Annotated in this window: 19 protein-coding genes; 13 read left to right on the top strand and 6 right to left on the bottom strand. The window is 40.7% G+C overall.

Annotated features, from left to right (window positions below):
- Window positions 1-3: 3 nt before the first annotated feature.
- The 7 genes from V7K61_RS10065 (at window position 4) to V7K61_RS10095 (ending at window position 6272) form a co-directional block, all read left to right on the top strand.
- On the top strand, window positions 4-162 hold the full coding sequence (locus V7K61_RS10065; RefSeq protein ID WP_335053198.1) for a hypothetical protein: 159 nt from the start codon (window positions 4-6) through the stop codon (window positions 160-162).
- A gap of 77 nt (window positions 163-239) precedes the next feature.
- Window positions 240-902 carry a methyltransferase domain-containing protein gene (locus V7K61_RS10070; RefSeq protein ID WP_335053199.1) on the top strand — a complete coding sequence of 221 codons (663 nt, stop codon included), beginning with the start codon at window positions 240-242 and terminating at the stop codon, window positions 900-902.
- 346 nt (window positions 903-1248) lie between these two features.
- Complete coding sequence (locus tag V7K61_RS10075; RefSeq protein ID WP_335053200.1) at window positions 1249-2058, top strand: glucose 1-dehydrogenase; 810 nt, start codon at window positions 1249-1251, stop codon at window positions 2056-2058.
- A gap of 63 nt (window positions 2059-2121) precedes the next feature.
- A complete protein-coding gene (locus tag V7K61_RS10080) occupies window positions 2122-3525 on the top strand; it encodes a glycoside hydrolase 100 family protein (RefSeq protein WP_335053201.1) in 1404 nt (467 codons plus the stop codon).
- Between the two features lie 475 nt (window positions 3526-4000).
- Complete coding sequence (locus V7K61_RS10085; protein WP_099102090.1) at window positions 4001-4303, top strand: hypothetical protein; 303 nt, start codon at window positions 4001-4003, stop codon at window positions 4301-4303.
- A gap of 103 nt (window positions 4304-4406) precedes the next feature.
- Window positions 4407-4874 carry a hypothetical protein gene (locus tag V7K61_RS10090; RefSeq protein ID WP_335053203.1) on the top strand — a complete coding sequence of 156 codons (468 nt, stop codon included), beginning with the start codon at window positions 4407-4409 and terminating at the stop codon, window positions 4872-4874.
- A gap of 756 nt (window positions 4875-5630) precedes the next feature.
- Window positions 5631-6272 carry a DUF938 domain-containing protein gene (locus tag V7K61_RS10095; RefSeq protein WP_335053204.1) on the top strand — a complete coding sequence of 214 codons (642 nt, stop codon included), beginning with the start codon at window positions 5631-5633 and terminating at the stop codon, window positions 6270-6272.
- Between the two features lie 299 nt (window positions 6273-6571).
- Here V7K61_RS10095 and V7K61_RS10100 read toward each other — a convergent pair whose 3' ends face one another.
- From V7K61_RS10100 to V7K61_RS10110, 3 genes are all read right to left on the bottom strand, one after another.
- Entirely contained in the window at window positions 6572-8836 is a 2265-nt protein-coding gene (locus tag V7K61_RS10100) for a glycoside hydrolase family 10 protein (protein ID WP_335053205.1), read from the bottom strand.
- 181 nt (window positions 8837-9017) lie between these two features.
- Window positions 9018-9290, bottom strand: a complete 273-nt coding sequence (locus tag V7K61_RS10105; RefSeq protein WP_335053206.1) for a Precorrin-3B methylase — start codon at window positions 9288-9290, stop codon at window positions 9018-9020.
- Window positions 9291-9414: 124 nt separating this feature from the next.
- Window positions 9415-10614, bottom strand: a complete 1200-nt coding sequence (locus V7K61_RS10110; RefSeq protein ID WP_335053207.1) for an NACHT C-terminal helical domain 2-containing protein — start codon at window positions 10612-10614, stop codon at window positions 9415-9417.
- Window positions 10615-11394: 780 nt separating this feature from the next.
- Between V7K61_RS10110 and V7K61_RS10115 the strand changes: the two genes are divergently transcribed.
- Window positions 11395-11574, top strand: coding sequence for a hypothetical protein (locus V7K61_RS10115; protein WP_335053208.1), 180 nt, complete (start codon window positions 11395-11397; stop codon window positions 11572-11574).
- 57 nt (window positions 11575-11631) lie between these two features.
- On the opposite strand, the gene V7K61_RS10120 is transcribed toward V7K61_RS10115, so the two are convergent.
- Complete coding sequence (locus V7K61_RS10120; RefSeq protein ID WP_335053209.1) at window positions 11632-12915, bottom strand: MFS transporter; 1284 nt, start codon at window positions 12913-12915, stop codon at window positions 11632-11634.
- Between the two features lie 1093 nt (window positions 12916-14008).
- On the opposite strand from V7K61_RS10120, the gene V7K61_RS10125 reads away from it, so the two are divergent.
- Together V7K61_RS10125 and V7K61_RS10130 are read left to right on the top strand one after the other, a co-directional pair.
- The gene (locus V7K61_RS10125; protein ID WP_335053210.1) at window positions 14009-14590 is read left to right on the top strand and encodes an NADPH-dependent FMN reductase; all 582 of its coding nucleotides are present in this window, start codon (window positions 14009-14011) and stop codon (window positions 14588-14590) included.
- Between the two features lie 177 nt (window positions 14591-14767).
- A complete protein-coding gene (locus tag V7K61_RS10130; RefSeq protein WP_099101969.1) occupies window positions 14768-14956 on the top strand; it encodes a hypothetical protein in 189 nt (62 codons plus the stop codon).
- Window positions 14957-15037: 81 nt separating this feature from the next.
- On the opposite strand, the gene V7K61_RS10135 is transcribed toward V7K61_RS10130, so the two are convergent.
- Window positions 15038-15220 (bottom strand): hypothetical protein, encoded by a 183-nt coding sequence (locus V7K61_RS10135; RefSeq protein WP_335053211.1) that lies wholly within the window; start codon window positions 15218-15220, stop codon window positions 15038-15040.
- Between the two features lie 586 nt (window positions 15221-15806).
- Here V7K61_RS10135 and V7K61_RS10140 point away from each other — a divergent pair.
- Entirely contained in the window at window positions 15807-16787 is a 981-nt protein-coding gene (locus V7K61_RS10140) for an aldo/keto reductase (protein WP_335053212.1), read from the top strand.
- A 176-nt stretch (window positions 16788-16963) separates the two neighbouring features.
- Here the strand turns inward: V7K61_RS10140 and V7K61_RS10145 are convergent, their stop codons facing one another.
- On the bottom strand, window positions 16964-17161 hold the full coding sequence (locus tag V7K61_RS10145) for a hypothetical protein (RefSeq protein ID WP_335053213.1): 198 nt from the start codon (window positions 17159-17161) through the stop codon (window positions 16964-16966).
- 34 nt (window positions 17162-17195) lie between these two features.
- Between V7K61_RS10145 and V7K61_RS10150 the strand changes: the two genes are divergently transcribed.
- Both V7K61_RS10150 and V7K61_RS10155 read left to right on the top strand, forming a co-directional pair.
- A complete protein-coding gene (locus V7K61_RS10150) occupies window positions 17196-17696 on the top strand; it encodes a DUF4174 domain-containing protein (protein WP_335053214.1) in 501 nt (166 codons plus the stop codon).
- Window positions 17697-18224: 528 nt separating this feature from the next.
- Window positions 18225-18497, top strand: coding sequence for a GlsB/YeaQ/YmgE family stress response membrane protein (locus V7K61_RS10155; protein ID WP_104909288.1), 273 nt, complete (start codon window positions 18225-18227; stop codon window positions 18495-18497).
- The last annotated feature ends 345 nt before the right edge of the window (window positions 18498-18842 follow it).

Raw genomic sequence — 18842 nt, forward strand, 5'->3', positions numbered from 1 at the left:
CTTGTGAGAAATCCAAGGGGTGTGGGAGGTGTGGGAGGTGTGGGGGGTGTGGGAGGATGGGGAAGAAGTCTTACCCCCCACACTCCCCACACTCCCCACACTCCTCTTCCCCTGAAGCCTACACTATGCGTGAGAAATCCGGGGGGAGCAGAGGAGAAATAGCAGTAAGTCTTTCCCCTCTGCCTCTTCCAATGCCCCCATACCCAATACCCAATAACTATTGACAAAGGAGAAAATTCATGAACTTCAAAAAAATTCTGTTTTTACTGGTTACAGGCGTTAGTGTTACCAGTTTAGGAATTGCTGGGTGTACGCCGCAACAACAAGATTTGGAAGCCGGGACACAACAACCTTCTACTTTAACAGGCCAGACCGAAACCGAAACACCATCGGCGACAACTCCCACAACTCAAGTCCAAGAACGTCCTGGAGATGTTCCTTATGTGCCTACACCACAGCCAGTGGTAGATGCAATGTTAAAAGTGGCAAAAGTGGGTAAAAATGATGTGTTGTACGATCTTGGTAGTGGTGATGGCAGAATTGTGAATACTGCGGCACAAAAGTTTGGTACGCGCGGCATCGGTATAGATATTGACCCCGATCGCATCAAAGAAGCGAATGCTAATGCCCAAAAGGCAGGAGTAAGCGATCGCGTCAAGTTTGTCCAACAAGATTTGTTCAACACTGATTTTAGTGAAGCAACGGTAGTTACACTTTATTTACTGCCAGAGATCAACGCCAAACTCCGCCCCAAGCTGTTGAAAGAACTGAAACCTGGGACTCGCATTGTCTCCCACGCCTTCGATATGGGTGATTGGAAACCACAACAGACTCTCAATGTAGAGGGCAAAACTATTTACTATTGGGTAGTTCCTGAACAAGTGCCAGCGAATTTGCGATAGGGATTAATACCAATTCGTAGTTAAGAGGTGTCAGATTCAAGTTAATACCAATTTGAGAAAAGAAAGCGACAAATAGACCATTTGTAGAGACGCGATGAATCGCGTCTTTACGCAAGGATGTGTTGCAATCATTAATTGAATTGGTATAAGTTTCCATCTCTTGAATCTGTAGCCTGATTTTTGAGAATTGTTTTCAGGAATTCAAAATTATCAGATACTTATTTTTAACTTTAAATTCCCTCCAATGGGGGTTGACAGTACCAGCCTTAAATGCTGAAAAGAGTAATCTAAAATCCACAATTATTTGACTGGTGCAAATTCAAATCAAGCAGCCTCGGGAGGAAATATGATAGGCTTAAAAGGAAAGAATGCTTTAATTACAGGTGCAACTTCAGGTATCGGTCAGGCGATCGCTATCAGACTCGCTCAAGAAGGGTGCAACATCGCCATTAATTACCGCTCATACCCTGATGCCGCGGCAGACACAGAAGAGATGGCATTGCAAAAATCCTGCGGAAATATCGAAAATTGTGGTGTGAAGTTGCTGCTAATTCAGGGAGATGTCTCCCAAGAATCAGACATTATTGAGATGGTTAACACCGTAGTAAAGGAATTTGGCAGTTTAGATATTCTAGTTAATAATGCTGGCATTCAAACAGAAAGTCCATCCCACGAAGTTACCACAGCAGACTTTGATCGGGTAATTGCAGTCAATCTCCGGGGTGCTTATCTCTGCGCCCGTGAAACTATTAAACACCTCCTGTCTGTTAATCGTCCAGGAGCGATTATTAATATTTCCAGCGTTCACGAAATTATTCCGCGACCGATGTATATCAGTTATTCCATTAGCAAAGGCGGGATGGAAAATCTCACCAAAACTTTAGCTTTGGAATATGCAAGCCTTGGTATTCGTGTCAACGCTATTGGCCCCGGAGCAACAATCACGCGAATGAATCAAGCTTGGATAGACGATCCTGAAAAAAAGGCGATTGTGGAAAGTCACATCCCAATGGGGCGTGCTGGCTCCTCTGAGGAAATGGCAGCCGCAGTAGCTTTTTTAGCTTCGGATGAAGCCGCCTACATCACCGGACAAACGCTATTTGTAGATGGTGGATTGACTCTATATGCTGACTTCCGGGAATCTTGGTCAGCTTGAGGTTAGGCTGGCGTACTTTCCACAATTAAGCCGATACATACCAATTAGTGGAATTAAACGCCTATGACTAGCGCGATCGATAAGAACAGTCAGATGGAAACAGAAGCTTGGGAATTATTGGAAGATTCCGTAATTTATTACCAAGGAAAACCTATTGGGACTGTAGCCGCCAAAGATGCGGAGTCAGATGCACTCAATTATGACCAGTGCTTCCTCCGCGATTTTGTCCCTTCTGCCTTGGTGTTTCTCATGTATGGGAAACCAGAGATTGTGCGTAACTTCTTGGTAGAAACACTGAAATTACAAAGTCATGAAAAGCAGATAGACTGCTTTGAACCAGGAGCGGGATTAATGCCTGCCAGTTTCAAAGTACATTCTAAGGGGAATGAGGAATTTTTGGTCGCTGATTTTGGTGAACTGGCGATCGCTCGTGTTCCCCCGATTGATTCTTGTATGTGGTGGATTCTCTTGCTACGCGCTTATGAAAAAACTACAGGCGATTTGTCACTAGCGCGTCAGCCAGATTTTCAAGCCGGAATCAAACTAATTTTGGATCTTTGCTTAGTACATCGGTTTTCCATGTACCCAACAATGTTAGTTCCCGATGGCGCGTTTATGATTGACCGTCGCATGGGAGTTTACGAACATCCTTTAGAAATTCAGGTGTTATTCTACGCGTCTTTGAGGGCTGCTGGTGAATTGCTGTTACCAGATGGGGATGGCGATAGCTACCTTGGCAAAGTCAATAGGCGATTGGGATCTTTGAAATATCATATCCGCAACTATTATTGGCTAGACCTGAAGCGATTGGGAGAAATCTATCGTTACAAAGATAACGAATTTGGTAAAGAAATTGTTAATAAATTCAACATCAACTCAGAATCAATTCCTAGTTGGTTGACCGAGTGGTTGCCCGAAACGGGAGGATATTTAGCCGGAAATTTGGGGCCGGGACGGATAGATTTTCGCTTTTTTGCGCTGGGAAATCTGATGGCAATCTTAACTTCCTTAGCTGGCGAAAAAGAATCTCAAAGCATTATGAATTTATTTGCCCAACGTTGGCAAGACTTAATCGGCTATATGCCTGTTAAAATTTGCTTCCCCGCAATGGAAGGTTTAGAGTGGAGAATTGTTACAGGATGTGACTCTAAAAACAGGGCTTGGTCTTATCACAACGGCGGTAACTGGCCGGTTTTACTGTGGTTATTTACTGCTGCGGCACTAAAAGCAGGTCGAACAGAACTTGCTCAAGCAGCGATCGCTATTGCCGAAAGGCGTTTATTTAAAGATAAATTCCCGGAATACTACGATGGCAATAATGGTCGTTTAATTGGCAAAGAAGCCCGAATTTATCAAACTTGGAGCATTGCCGGATTGCTAGCTGCTAAAAGGTTTGTGGAAAATCCAGAATACTTGGAATTAATCAGTTTTGCAGAGGGTCTGGAAGTCCCAGGCTGTAGCATTTAGGTAGATTGTAGAGACGGCGATTCATCGCGTCTCTTGCCTTGACCCCAAAAATGATTTAGTGGTGTAATTATACAGGGTGTTTCTACTAACTAGTACAACTTGGTGTAAATCCAGTTACCATCTCAATTCGGCAGACAATAGGCAGACAAGTTGTTTTGAGCAACTGGTTAAAGGTAGGCAAACTTCCGGTTGTACAAGCTATACTGACGTAATATTACAAGGGGGTAAACTTTTGGTAAGTATAAGTTAGCAAATAGTATATTTGTACCATAAAAATCTTGATTAAAAGGTTGCAGCGATCGCACAGCCTGCTTGTCTATGAAAGTTTACACCCACAAGTTACCCTGCCTCTGAATACCCTTCTCAAATACCCGATAACTGATACACTATATTGTAAGAGGTATCTGAAGTGTCATACTTAGTAATATCACCAGATAGTCTTTGCATAATTAGCACGTTTTGACGTGTATTAACCATGAAAACTACTTCAGATTTAATTCTAGAATTTGAAAAACTATTCAGACAAAAATTACAACTAAATAATTGTAAACTTAGAAAGAAAAGACAAGAGAATAATTATGAAATTATTACTCCAGCTAAAGACATCTTTTTAATGTATTGGTCTGAGTTCCCAGAAGTTAACTTAATATATCAGGCTGTAGGGGTACGCACTCAGCAGACTAGTGTTTATGAACGAGCTATTCGCTCCCACATTAGTTCTAGTTTGAGTAGTATTCAGGAGAATCCTCACTCTGAATCACCATTATTGGTGAAATAGCTGACGCTCAGATAACACAGACAATATTTACCAAGCTCTCGCCAGTTTTGTTATATAACTGACGAGAGTTGATCGCCGAAAATGTGTTGTTCGAGAGATAAAAATGCAATCCGAAAAAAATCAAGATCAGCTAGATTATAAAGCCTTGTTAACCAATGCAAAGCAAGCCTTAAAAGTTGAATATCAAAAATCAGCCGCTTTAGCATCCCAACTGAAAGCCATCAAAACTCAGTTAGAACAAGTTCTGGCTGAAAACAAAACTCTGAGAGAAAGTGCCTATGAAGATGTAGTTAAGCACTTTGAGGCGCGTACTCAAGCAGCAGAAGCACTGGCACTAAAAACAGAAGTACGCCAAAAATTCCTAGAAGCCAATGGTTGTAAGGACGATGAAAGCTTCGATGCTCTATGGGATATTATTAAAAATAAGATTCAGATCCAAGACAATGAAGTGAGAATCGTTGCTCAAAATGGCACTCCTAAGTTCACGTTAACAGGCAGCATGATGACTTTGAGAGATTTTATTCAATCCCTCAAACAAGATCCAATCTCTGGAAAATTTTTCTTGAACTAGAGAGCCAAATTCATGAAAGCCTCTGGCTAAAAGCGGACTAAAGATTGTAGTCAAAAGTTATTTATCTTCGCCTCCTGGCGACCGTTCGATTTGACTTTGTTGGGCATTCCACTCCAAAGCAATGCACTCCCAATAAGTAGGTAGACATAATTAAATATAAAATAAACTCCTAGTTTGTAGTGAGCGATTTATCAGGACTAAAGTCCTTACTACAAACTTTAAATTTATTTATGCCTAAATACTTACTTCTTCGGTTAACTGGAAAAGGTAAAGAGAAAACCTTTAACCCTTCCCTTTTCCCAAAACCCGATTCCGAATCAAAATGCACAAAGCGAGAAGTTACCCTGATGATTTACAGCGAATTTAAATCAAAGGTGCCACAGATAAAAGTACTAAAACCAATACTGGACTTTGTTTTAGGATTTATTTTTGTGGTGGGTTTGATAAAAAACTGCTGTAATAAAATGGTTGTATAGCAGTGAGTCTGCAAAAAGTGACTTGCTCAAACTTGTGCAAATATTTTATAAAAATTTGTCGAGTTCTTAGAGGATGTTTGAAAAGTGGTATGTTGTGTTTTTAATCGAATTATTACCCCCCTTAATCCCCCCTTATAAAGGGGGGAAACAAGAAAATCCGGTTCCCTCCCCTTTATAAGGGGAGGGTTAGGGTGGGGTAAATATTTGATACATCAATCATGACTTTTCAAACATCCTCTTAGTTTGATATTTGAGATTAATTATAAATATAACGAGCCAGATGACATCACAAGACGCACGAAAATACGCACCAGCAACCGAACGTAACCGCGAATCAATTCTAGAAGTACTTTTACAAGTGTTGCCGGAGAGCGGCACTATTTTAGAAATAGCAAGTGGTACTGGTGAACACGCAGTCTTTTTTGCATCCAGGCTCAGAGATTATCTATGGCTGCCAACCGATGTAAATCCACAATCAAGAGCCAGCATTATTTCATGGACTGAACACAATGTATGTGATAACGTTTATGCACCGCTTGAACTAGATGCAAAAGAACCAGTTTGGGCTGTGGAAAATGGTGGATTTGATGGGCTGAATACGAAGCCGATTGTCGCCATTGTCAACATTAATATGATTCACATTTCACCTTGGTCAGCCTGTCTGGGGTTAATGGCAGGGGCAGGTCGTATCTTAAAAGCAGGAGGTATCCTCTATTTATATGGCCCCTTCAAACAAGGTGGAGAACATACAGCTGTCAGTAATGCGGCTTTTGACGAATATTTACGCACTGAAAACCCAGAGTGGGGTGTGCGTAACTTGGATGATGTCGTCGCAGTAGCTAGCGCCCAAAATCTGATATTGCAACAGATTTACCAAATGCCAGCTAATAATCTTTCAGTAGTGTTTCAACGTTCTACCTAGTGATTGACTTTATTGGGCTAAAAGCCCATACGTTTGGGTTAAGGGTTATTGGTGTAAATATAGCAGTCCTATTTGATTCGTGAAAAATTATAAATAAGAAAACGAACCGCAAAGTACGCTAAGGGCGCAAAGGTAAGAAAGAAGAAAGAGGTATATAATTTTCACAAATGATTTAGGACTGCTATAATTGGTCTTCCAAGACGCGATAAATCGCATCTCTACATCTGAGTTTCGGCAATGTTTGTGTAAATCCTGGGTTAATTGAACGCTATCTGAGTAAGCAAGTCTTTACTTTTTTCTTATCGCCGACTGCGAAAACCCTGTTTACCATTAACTTGGTCAAAGAGTACATCGTATTTATCAAATAAGGCGATTCCAGGATTTACAAATATAGCCAGTTCTGATTGTGGCGAGATACTCAAATTCCAGCGATTAAATCCGTCACGGGTTCCTGGTGTCAAACTGTAATCAAAAATGCCATTAATTCCTACTTTCACAGCATTTGCTGACCCTAATACTCCGGGTTTGAGTTTACCTGCTGTAGAAGCTGACTTGAATTCAGTCAAACCATTAATAGTTCCAGTATCAGCGATCGCTCTGCTATTACACAAATTTTTTGCAGAACTCCCAGCAAGAGTTAAACAAACTTTGCTCAGTCGAGAATCCCATCTTTTACCGGGTACACCATTAATTTCGGGTTGTTGACTCCAAGAAGCCATTTTGAAACCTGCTTGATTCTCAGGAGTTAAACCGAGAATAAGGCTGCCATTTTTGTTACTACCACCATTGCCAGTGACAATAAATCCGTTACTCAGATTGCCTGATAATTTTCTTAACGGGTTATAGGGAAGTGATTTTTCAAAATAGTTAACACCGATAATTCCCGAAAATGGTACACCACTCTTTGCTGAACACTTAGGTTTGTCGGGGGTACATTGGCGACTAGTAACAACCTGTACGGGAACAGGTTCGGCGGTGGGAATCAAACCAAACCGGACATTAGTGTAAACTAATTCTCCTTCCAGGATAGTACCATCACTTAATACTTCCTTGATATTTTGACCTGTTCTTTGGATGGGAGAATTACCTAAAAACTCTTTGGGAACTCTTAGCCCTACTGACCCTGTATCTAATAAAATACGTTTTGGTTGACCATTTGCGATCGCAACTTCCAAAAAATAGCCGCGAACACGTTGCCCAAGGGAAGGTTTTGGATATAAAGGTAAGCTTACGGTGTTAAAATTTGGCTTGCGGGGTGTATTTTGCGAGATATCGCGCAACGCTGAATTTGGAAAAAGAGCCGCAAATGCCGACTGGCGTTGTGCTGCTGGTTCAGGGGCAATATCCCAAAGGCTTTCGTAGTAGAAAAAACCGATACCTAAACCGCGTTGTTGCACTGCTTCTACCTGGGATTTGATTTGTGGGATAGCAACTGGGCGATTTCGTAACCCCGCCATAATCCCGATACCAGTTGGGATGATTTGTTGGGTTTCTAAAATTTCTGGGCGGGTAATTTGAGCGATAAAACTTTCCAAATCATTACGGTACACCTGCATAACCAACTCATCGACAATACCCAAGCGTACCCAGTTGAGCCAGTCTTGCAGTTGCATTTTATAGGCGAAATTATAGTAATTAGGAGCAACTGAAAAAATGGCATTCGGTTTTCTGGCTTTCACTGTTTGGTAAAGGTCTACCATGAATGCAGTAATTTTATCTGCCCGCCATTTTATCCATGCTTGAGCTTGGGGATTAGGTGGTGGAGGATTCCCAGTTTCTTGAGTATATAGACTAATCGTGTACTTATCGTAACCAAAATCTACAGGTAAACTCATGTGGTCGTCAAATTGAACGCCATCAGCATCGTATTTAGCAATAACTTCGACGACAAGTTCCCTGATAAAATTTTGCACTTCCGGGTGAAAGGGATTCAACCACGCTACTTCACCCGCAGCACTAATTGAAGTTTGAGTCCCATCCCCTTTTTGTGTTAGCCAATCTGGATGCTGCGATGCGAGTTCCGAAGTTAGAGGAACCATAAAACCAAATTCAAACCAGGGTATTGCTAGTAACCCTTGGCTGCGGGCTTGAGTAATAATGTCTGCAATCACATCTTGTCCATCTATTCCCTTGAAGAAAAAGGGTATCCCCTTTTCTTGCATGATGGCGCTGGGGTATTGTGTATAACCATCATTCCAAACTACGGGATAAACAGTATTAAAGTTTAACTGCCGCAGTTGGCTCATGGCTGCTTGCACCTGTGAACGATTTCTAAAAACGCTAAAATCGTTACCACTTAGCCATACTCCCCGAATTTCCTGACGAGGTTGAGGAGGGAGTTGGGCAACGGCAGGGGCAAAGCTGTTTAGTAGCAATACTAGAAAGAATGATATCAGACATAATAATGGCAGCAGACGCTTTTTCAAAAGCCACGGCGATGTCTCTTGACTCGCTACGTGTAGCTTGCTTAGACCTACTAGTACTCGTCTGTGTACAGGCTTAAATAGTAAGTTAGTTAGAGTTGCATTAATTTCTCTACTTTTTTCCCAAAACTGAGTTGTCATTACTTCTGCTTACTAAATGAGGTTAATTGGTTATATTTAATACTATATAAACGTTAAATTACTACATCAGAAAAACTGATGCAGTAATTTAGCTGCAAAATAGTTGACGCAGTTATAAGGTTAGTGGTGCCAAATAGAAATGTTTCAAATGTAAGCTGGTCTTCAGGTGGGTAACTATAAATTAGATATATTTTGATTTTCGTGCTGACTTTGGCGGCGTTCTATGTGCGCCAAAATATTTCTCACTGCGGTAACGCAACCACACCCGCAACACTTGCGGAATCTGGTCTTTTTGTTCCTTAGTCAGAGTATTGTAAAGGGCTAAGGCGCGATCGCGTTCGCCCCGACAAGCAGCATTATTGTGAGCATCCCAATAGCTGCGGGCTACTCGAATCCGCCGACAGACTTCTTTAATCAGTGCGTCTCCCGTAAGTGGAGTTTCTTGCTTGGTCATACTCAAATGCTGTAATTTTACAATGCGATCCTAGCGAGTCAGATTTATCTTGACAATTGCAAATAATACCAATCAAATACTTGATTAATGACGGTTTTGTATTAAACTTATTAAACATTCTTTTTTAAGTGTTGTCACTTTGAGTAGGTAAGAATAAAGTTTCTTCGATGTCTTGTTTTAATTCAGGAGCTAATTTACTCTCATTGAGACACTTTATGATTAATAAATTTTTCTCATAATATTTCTTTAATAATTCCTTTTGATGTTCGCTCAATACTAAATCATAACCAATTAACTGTTTTATTCTATCAAGCCAGTTTTGACCATATTCTTGTCGCCATTCCTCAAATCTTACTTGTTCTGTTTTTGGATTAGGTAATTCGATTTTTAATTGTTGCAAAGCTAGCTTGAGTTCAGGCTCAATATCCACTATCAAAATTGATGCAAGGACATTAGCCGGATCAAACTTAGAGTTAAATTTAAAAGAAAGTTCAAGTCCAAGAGCATTTACACGATTGAAGCTGTCAAAAAAATTCCGAACTTTGCTATTACTATTTACAGTCGGGTCACAATTACGAACAAAGCCAAGACCAAATATACGGATGAGAGCTAGATAAAAAGCTCTAACTTCTGTATGTTTATAGCTAGTATCAACTAAAGATGATTTCTTATGTATCCAAGATAAAAGAGTCTGTAATTTATCATCTTGGGCTACTAAAGTATCAGCCTCTTCCTTCATCTCCCATAGCAGTTTAGATGATTCATCGACATTCATTGAACTAATAGTTTTTGAATAGTCTACTGGCAATTCTTCGGAAATTTGATTGGATTTGAGGAACTCGTCAACAGCATCCTTTATGAAATGTTTGATTAGCCAATCACTAGCTAAAGAAAAATTGCGATCATAGTGTAGATATATGGCTCCAAATAAAGCTTCAAACATTTCGGCTAAAAGCTCTATTTGTTTGTTTTCTTCTTTTAAACGTTCACTTCCTCCCAATACGCATAAATCCTTCAAATTCAATTTTTTGGCAAACTTGTAGCAGGTTTTTCTACTTACAATTTGACTTTTTATATCAGTAATTTTCTGTTGATTAAAATCTGGATATTTTTGATATAGATAGTCAATTATAGTAGTACCTAAAATAGTATCTCCTAGAATTGCTAATCTTCTATAATCACACTCCTGTTTATCTTGCTGCTGTCGGTTGTTATAATTTTCATAAATGCGTGAAGGATGAGTCAAGGCAATTTCAAGTAAATCTGTTCTTTTGAAATTGAGAATGCAAATTGCTTCTTGAACTTTTTCAATATCTATACTCATGTTTTTATCCCTCTAGTTTTTACCGATTACTGTAGACATTGCATCGCATAGAATCACTACTTCATCCCAGTGCAGTACCTATTTCATTCACAGGCGTTGCTGAATTAAGGGATGATTCTTGTGGGGTATCCTGCCCGCCCGGAAATACAAGGGACGGGCAAGATGCCCATCCGACAAAAATAGTAAAATCATCCCGCAAATATGCAACCCCCATTCACAAATCAGTTGCTAATTCTAAGTAGTCAACCTCAGATATGCAGAGTATCTTAGCTTTTATATTGGTATACAGAAACAGATTTGTAAGATTTATGACAATGTTTTGCCTAAGCAGAAGTTCTTGCAGGGAAGGCGGAAGTTGCTACAGACTGCGCAAAACACCGAAACGTTAAGGCGGAAGTTCTTGCAGGGAAGGCGGAAGTTGCTACAGACTGCGCAAAACACCGAAACGTTAAGGCGGAAGTTCTTGCAGGGAAGACGGAAGTTGCTACAGACTGCGCAAAACACCGAAACGTTAAGGCGGAAGTTCTTGCAGGGAAGACGGAAGTTGCTACAGACTGCGCAAAACACCGAAACGTCAAGGCGGAAGTTCTTACAGGGAAGACGGAAGTTGCTACAGACTGCGCGAAACACCGAAACGTCAACCCTGGAACAATATTTTTTGATGGATGCTAAATGTGGGATTTAGGCCAATACGGTTCAGTTAAGGCTAGCACTCTTTGTCAAAGCTGTTTTTTTAACGAACCACAGAGGCAAGGCAGCGCGGTCTTGGGGGTTTCCCCCATGAGCGACTGCCGCGCAGAGGACACAGAGAGAGAAGAAAGAGAAGAAAGAGAAGAAAAAAATTGCTTAACTGAACTGTATTGGGATTTAGGCAGCTATGAGCAGCCAGTGCAAAATGTGCTGACTGCTTCAAGCAAACTGTTGGTTTTGTTCCATCAATGCCATGTGTCCGGTGTATGAGCCTATAGCACGCTAACACATTCGGATTAGGGATTACGAATTAATATCAAATGCTTACTACTCAGGCAAAACATTAACTGAATCGTTACTAAAATTTTCTTCAAGATAGCGTGGATCGCTTACTCCTACGTGTAAAAGCAGTGCTGTAACTAATGCACCGATAGCTGCTACTAAGAAGGTAGTTCTATAGTCAATATTCTCCACTATCCATCCACCTAGTAGGGGAGCAAGGATGGTGGCAGGGGCAACAAGGGTATTACCAAGACCAATATAGGCTGGTCGTTGGTACTGGTTGCCAAACTCTAAAGTCATTACCGCAGCAATGTTTTGCAGAGCCATGATACCTATTCCCGCTCCTATGAATACCAAGTAAAACCAGTTTGCATTGGGTGCTAAACAAGCTAAAATCGAACTGAATGCACAGGCAATACAACCAGTTTCCAAGACTAACTTACGACCCGTGCGATCGCCTAACCAACCCAAAACCAATCCAGAAATAGTTTGCGTAACCATCAATAGAGTAGTAATTAACCCAACAGAAGCTTCTCCCATCCCATATTGATGTACGGCATAGAGTGTATAGAAGGGAAGCGGCATCAGTGCTAACTGTGAGATCATACGTGCGATCACAAAGCAACGAAAATTCTCATCGCACCGGAGAATTACACCCAGACTATCCCAAAATTCACGTCTAGTTTCAAAGGCTGATGATGTTGTGTTTACTGGCTCTCGCATCCTAGACATAAAAAACCAAGATAGAGCCATTGCCAAACTGGCACACAAAAAACACAGAGCAAAGTTAAATGGTTGAGCAATTTCCTTAAGTAGTAAACCAGCGATCGCAGCACCACAAATACTCATAAAATTACCAGATGCTGCTAAGGTACCGTAAAAAATACCAAGCTTTTTGGAGGGAACAATTTTAGCAATCATGCTTTGCCAAGCAGTGGCGCTAACCCCACCACCTAGCCCTTGCCAAATGAGTATGGCAAATGTCAACAGTAAGATAGTTTGGTGATTGAATTCTAGTTGTAATAAAGCCACCAGTGCTAATCCCAAAAAAGGAAGCTTCTGATGAATTGTCAACAACATTACAGTTGGTTTGTAACACTTTAGACGAGATACTTTATTAGCTGTTAATAGCTGAGGTAATTGCCAGCCTAAGCGTGGAATAGCTGGGATCAGTCCGATGAGCAATGCAGAATCGGTAAGAGTGCTAACAAATAACGGAAGAATCGTGAAAAATGAAGCAAAACCACTCCCAAAACCAAAAAATCCACTTTCAATAACACTGACAGTAAAGTTATGGCGAAGGTCTTTTTGAATTTCAGAATTAAGCATTTTTATAGATATTGCAAGTTCGATGATTTATTCACGTTTGGGGAAACTCAGGCTGTATTTTGAACAGGTTTATCTTCTTTTTGTAGGTACTTAGATGATTTCTAAGTACCTACAAAAACCTGAGTTCCATAGATTGTTCCCAAATGCTTTACTTAAATCACCCTTGAAAAATATTTTTGTAAAATCTCCCAATTTTTGATGGTGAGCCTTACTGCAATGGAGTTGGGTCAGTGGTAGGTATAGGTTAACCTTGAAGTGGTGAGTGATTGGCAAACGGTGTAAATTATGCGCTCACAAAGCTCACACCTATTAATCACAGAGATTGACTTCGCTATCCGCCCAACAAGACGATTTCCAGCTTACCCTCACAAAGCTCACACCTATTAATCGCAGAGATTGACTTGACAATAAAATAGCTAAAGCATAAGCGTAGATCGTTGTAGACATCGCCCAAAAGTTATTGATAAAGTTTGATTTGAAGCTGAACTCTTTGGGTTGAGTCGAAGGAAAACCGGAAGTGTGTCTATTAGTCTGTTGACCTACAAGATTGTCGTGAGTTAATTTTGGGGCAGTGAGTAAATCAGTTATCAGTTATCACTGGAGAGTCAGAGCTTGAGACTTTGTGTTGAGTAGACCTCTTGCATAAATCAAAAATAAGAAAGAACCCTACCCCGCCAAAGCTACGCTTTGTCTCCCCTCCCCACTTGCGGGGAGGGGTTGGGGTGTTAGGGACTTTTGCAAGAGGTGTAGTGTAAACTTTTTACTGTTCGCTGATTTGGTGTCAGTCACCGATAATAATATAGATGTATACAGCATTTCCTAATCACATGAGGTACATCTTAGCCCCCTCCTCGCAAGCGGGGAGGGGGTTGGGGGTGGGGTTCTTGTACACTCACAAGGGCCGAGAACCGCTATATACACCAGTCACTGACACCACCACATAAGACATTCTCCAAAAATTGCAAAAGGTTGTGAAAACTAGTGCTGCCCAAGGCTGGAAAAGATTGGGGGCGGGTGCGAATCTGTGGTGTATGATTGCTTGTTGGTGGTATCCCTAGACTTAAAACTATTTAGTTATTAAAAATCATCGATCGTGAAATTCAAAACAATAGTCTTCTATGGTTCCTACAGGAGCGATCGCCAGGGCATCAAAGCTGCTAGATTCATGATTAACCAGCTTAACCAAAGAAACCATGAGGTAATTTTTGCGGATGCAAAGGAGTATGACTTTGGTATCTTAGACCGGATGTATAAAGAATATGGCAAAGGTCAGGCTCCTGCAAAGATGGAAGAACTAGCAGAACATATCCGAACCGCAGACGGTTTTGTAGTTGTTGCAGGAGAGTACAACCATTCCATTCAACCAGGGTTAAGCAACCTGATGGATCACTATCTAGAAGAATATTTTTTCCGTCCTGCTGGTATTGTTTGTTACTCGGCTGGTAGCTTTGGAGGAGTGCGGGCAGCCATCCAGTTACGTGCTTTTCTTTCAGAGATGGGAATGGCTACTATTTCAAGCATTTTTGCTATTTCTAAAATTGGAGACTCTCTGGATGAAGCCGGTGTTTCACAGGAAGCTGCTTTGACCAAAAGAGTCGGTCAATTTTTGGATGAATTAGAGTGGTACGAAGAAGCATTGAAACGACAAAAAAAAGAAAAAGGAACCCCCTTCTAATCAAGTCAGCTTTACCTGCTTTGTATACCAATTAGCTTGGGGATATCGTGTTTCTTTCAATATTGAGGGACAAACTCAACCTTTAGTCACCCTTTAAGAGGAACTTGTGTGAAGCTGTAAGAGAGTGAAGAATCAAACTCTCTTCTACTAATCAGTTCTGACTTACCCTTTGTAAATATGCCTTCAATTAGCTACAATCGCACCGATAGCCAGCAGCCACAAAGCATTACCATTGAAGGTTATGTTGTCCGGCCAGGATTACACATTCTCAGTTACCAGCAACTCAAGTTGCTACGAGAGCAAACACAGCATCATTCTCAGCTTGAATCTCTAGTTAGCCAAGGTGTCATTAAGTTGACTGGTTAATAGTCGTCAATTCACTTGCAATTCATCTCATCACCTGCTTATTGGGTAGGTGATGAGATGAATTGCTATATCAGCTAAGTTCTAAATAGATGAGTCTGAACGTTCTATTTGCTGACGAATGGTATCAATAGAAGCATTAATACCAGCCAGTTTGGACTCTAAATCATCTCGCAGCCAAATTAAGAATTTTAATTTCCGCTCTAAGCTAGCTTTGTGCGAAATGGGTTCGCTTCCATAACATGGATTACCCCAAAAAGGAAACATAGTTTACCTCTGAATTTAGCTTTTGTAAGAGTGCAATAGATTGCACCACTACATTCTGACGAATAAAAATCAGACTGGTGTATGTAACAACCGACCATTATTGTGCGTGCTTAACGAACTTTTACTAAAAGTTGTCTCTTAAATTGGTGGAGGTATTTGACCAAACTGCCATCAACTCTATCCACTTCTCCTCTAAGACAAAGTTGAAGTGACGATACCATGTTCAAGGTTCTGGCAATTTGGCATCACAACTCTGTATTTTGCAGTTTAAATAAGATACAGAACAGAACAACCACAAATCGCCAGTTGTTGACCCAACGCTGTAAAAATAACTCAGCAGCCAATTTACAGCTTTTGGTCATCGCTTCTTTACAACTGGCTAGTAATTTACTAGAAAATACATAATAAATGTGCGTAAGCTAGAAAGCTGTTTTAACACGGCTGGTAAAATGAATGTGAAGTACCCGCAAATCAACCTACTTATATCAGTAAATACTTCTAATAATAGATGACTTGGTGGAAGGGAAAGGGATAATGCTGAAAAGGGTAATATTCTAAGACCAATTACTGAGTAGGAAATTATTTTATGAAAACCAGAAAGCTAGGCAAACAAGGGTTAGAAGTTTCAACTATCGGACTTGGTTGCATGGGAATGTCTGAGTTTTATAGCGGTCGTGATGAAATTGAGGCGATCGCGACAATTCATCGAGCATTAGAACTTGGAGTGAATTTTCTTGATACTGCTGATATGTATGGGCCATTTACCAACGAGGAACTAGTAGGCAGAGCAATTAAAGATCGCCGAGATCGAGTAGTTTTAGCAACTAAATTTGGCAATGTCCGTACTGAAGATGGTGGCTTTAAAGGGGTTGATGGTAGACCAGAATATGTCCATCAAGCTTGCGATGCCTCGCTAAAACGTCTGGGAGTGGAAGTAATTGACCTCTATTATCAACATCGTGTAGATCCAACTGTCCCCATTGAAGATACTGTTGGGGCAATGGCAGAGTTAGTCAAGCTGGGAAAAGTGCGTTATTTGGGGCTTTCGGAAGCTGCCCCCGCGACGATTCGACGGGCTGTAGCAGTTCACCCGATTACTGCACTACAAACAGAATACTCTCTTTGGAGTCGAGAGCCAGAGGATGAAATTTTACCTACCGTGCGGGAATTAGGAATTGGGTTTGTTCCCTATAGCCCATTAGGAAGAGGATTTTTATCAGGTGCGATCGCTAGCCCTGACGATCTTGCACCGGATGACTATCGAAGAAATTCTCCTCGTTTTCAAGGTGAGAATTTTTATAAAAACCTGCAATTAGTCGAGCAAGTCAAAGCGATCGCCAGCGAAAAAGGAGTAACTTCTAGTCAGCTTGCTTTAGCATGGCTATTCGCTCAAGGAGAAGATATTGTCCCAATCCCTGGTACAAAACGCCGTACTTACTTGGAGGAGAATGTTGCAGCTACCGAAATTATCCTGACTGAACAAGATTTGAATCGACTGGAAACAGTTGCACCAAAAAATGTGGCAGCTGGCGATCGCTATCCTGACATGAGTACTGTTAACCGTTGATCTATCTGAAAAGCTGGAGTATTTTTTCAAATTCCGCTTTAGATGCACAAGCAGGCAGACATTACCGCAGCTTAACAAAGTAATCACCCAGAATTCTCTGAGGAAATGTCAAAAGTAGCGTAGGCGCAGCCCGTCGTAGACATCGCTATTTTATCGGCTACATTCTCAATACTCATTCAATCATCTGGAAACTGCCAGCACGAGATATATTCAACATCTTTGCTGCCGCATTTGCTACAGACTGCATCCATCACAGAGTCCACCCATTCATAGCTACAACTACGACAATGACAGAAAATGTTATTGCGGTTAGCCATTTCAATACCTTGATGCCACTGTTGCAGTTGAGAAGAGTCTGTCCAAGCTTCTGACATTTTATCAAACCTTATTCATGTCATAGTCTACATTATGAGCCTAACAACCTCCAAAGTGAATAACTCAGTATTAATCGCTCTGACGATCGCCGCATCTATAGTCCTATCGCCCGTCAGCATTGCCGATACTGTCCAAGGTTCAACCCATACTATCAAAATGTCTTCATTTAATCTCAATTCTCAAAAATGGCAAAACCGGGTGCTACTAATCTTTGCACCGTCTGTTGATAACCATAACTATCAGCAACAGATGCAGGTATTTAACCAGCGCCAAAACGATTTTAAAGATCGGGATTTAGTTCTAGTTAAAGTCTTGGCAACAGATAAAAGCTATGCCAACGGACAGTTAATAGATGAGTCTTCTGCTGCCAATTTGCGAAATCGCTTTGGGGTTGATAAACAAAATTTTCGCGTCATTTTGATTGGCAAAGATGGTGGTGTTAAGCGCCAAGAAACTACACCAGTGCCAGCGACAGCAATTTTTGAGCAAATTGACGCTATGCCCATGCGTCAGCAAGAAATGCAAGAACGATAAATTGGCAAAGCAGTTGGTTTTATTGTTTAACACTAATGCAAGTACAGGCAATTGCCGTTTAAGCTAAAACACATTTAATTTGCATATTAAAATTTTCTCAATGTCTTGTGGGGGTGGGCATCTTGCCCGCCCTGATTATGCAACTTTAATGCTGATTAGCTTACTAAGCTGCTACGCCAATCCCTAAGCGCAAACCTCTTACAGCACCAGAATTCTACAAGTTGAGTAAAAAGCGCGAACCTACAAGAGTATCTGCTTTCAAACCTGAGTTCAATGCTGCAAGTAGATGAGAACAATCATTAAAAATGCATATACTGCAATTATCAAGCAATGAATTTATTAGCTCCTGGTTTTAGACTTACTAGGAGCTTTTTTTTATTATTCATCTCAATAAAGGGAGTTCATCACGAGAAGTAATAGCGTTCATCCTCAAGGCTATTAGTAATTGCTTCTGTTGGTAGATTGAATGTCAATATTTGGATTGCTATTGTGTATTTGTCACTAAAAAACGTTTATCAAATAAAAACAATGAATATTCTTGCTTGGATTGTTTTAGGTCTAATTGCTGGTGCGATCGCAAAGGCTATCTACCCCGGTCATCAAGGCGGCGGAATTTTAGCAACAATTTTATTAGGAATCGTTGGTGCTTTTATTGGTGGTAGTTTGGGTGTATTCTTCAGTACAGGAAGCTTTGCTTTAGCGGCTCCCTCTTTGAGTATTCCCGGTATTGCAGTGGCAGTTCTGGGTGCAATTGTTGCAGTCTTCTTGTGGAATGCGTTAACTAGCCGCAGTGCTTTGTAATAAATTAAATTGAATTAACTAATTTAGAACTTACGCACTTTTTGTCTTACCTGTCAATGCGTAAGTTCTGTTTATCAACAATTATTGACATAATTTGCCGCTTGTCATACTAATAGCCTCAACATTATCAACCTGAATAATGTTGAGGCTATGATTTTATTTTGGATGCCCTATCTATTGCAAACGTTTTTTGAATTGGTATTAGAGAAGTCGTAAATCTCTGCCTTACAGACTTATAAGGTCTGTGGTAACTATGCTTTGAATCATAATGTGAGAAAAATTTTGATCCATAAATTAGAAAAAAGTTAACGAAAATTCAGGCTTTCGCGCTAATCACAAATTACA

It is taken from the genome of Nostoc sp., from assembly GCF_036918015.1.
Lineage (GTDB): Bacteria > Cyanobacteriota > Cyanobacteriia > Cyanobacteriales > Nostocaceae > Nostoc.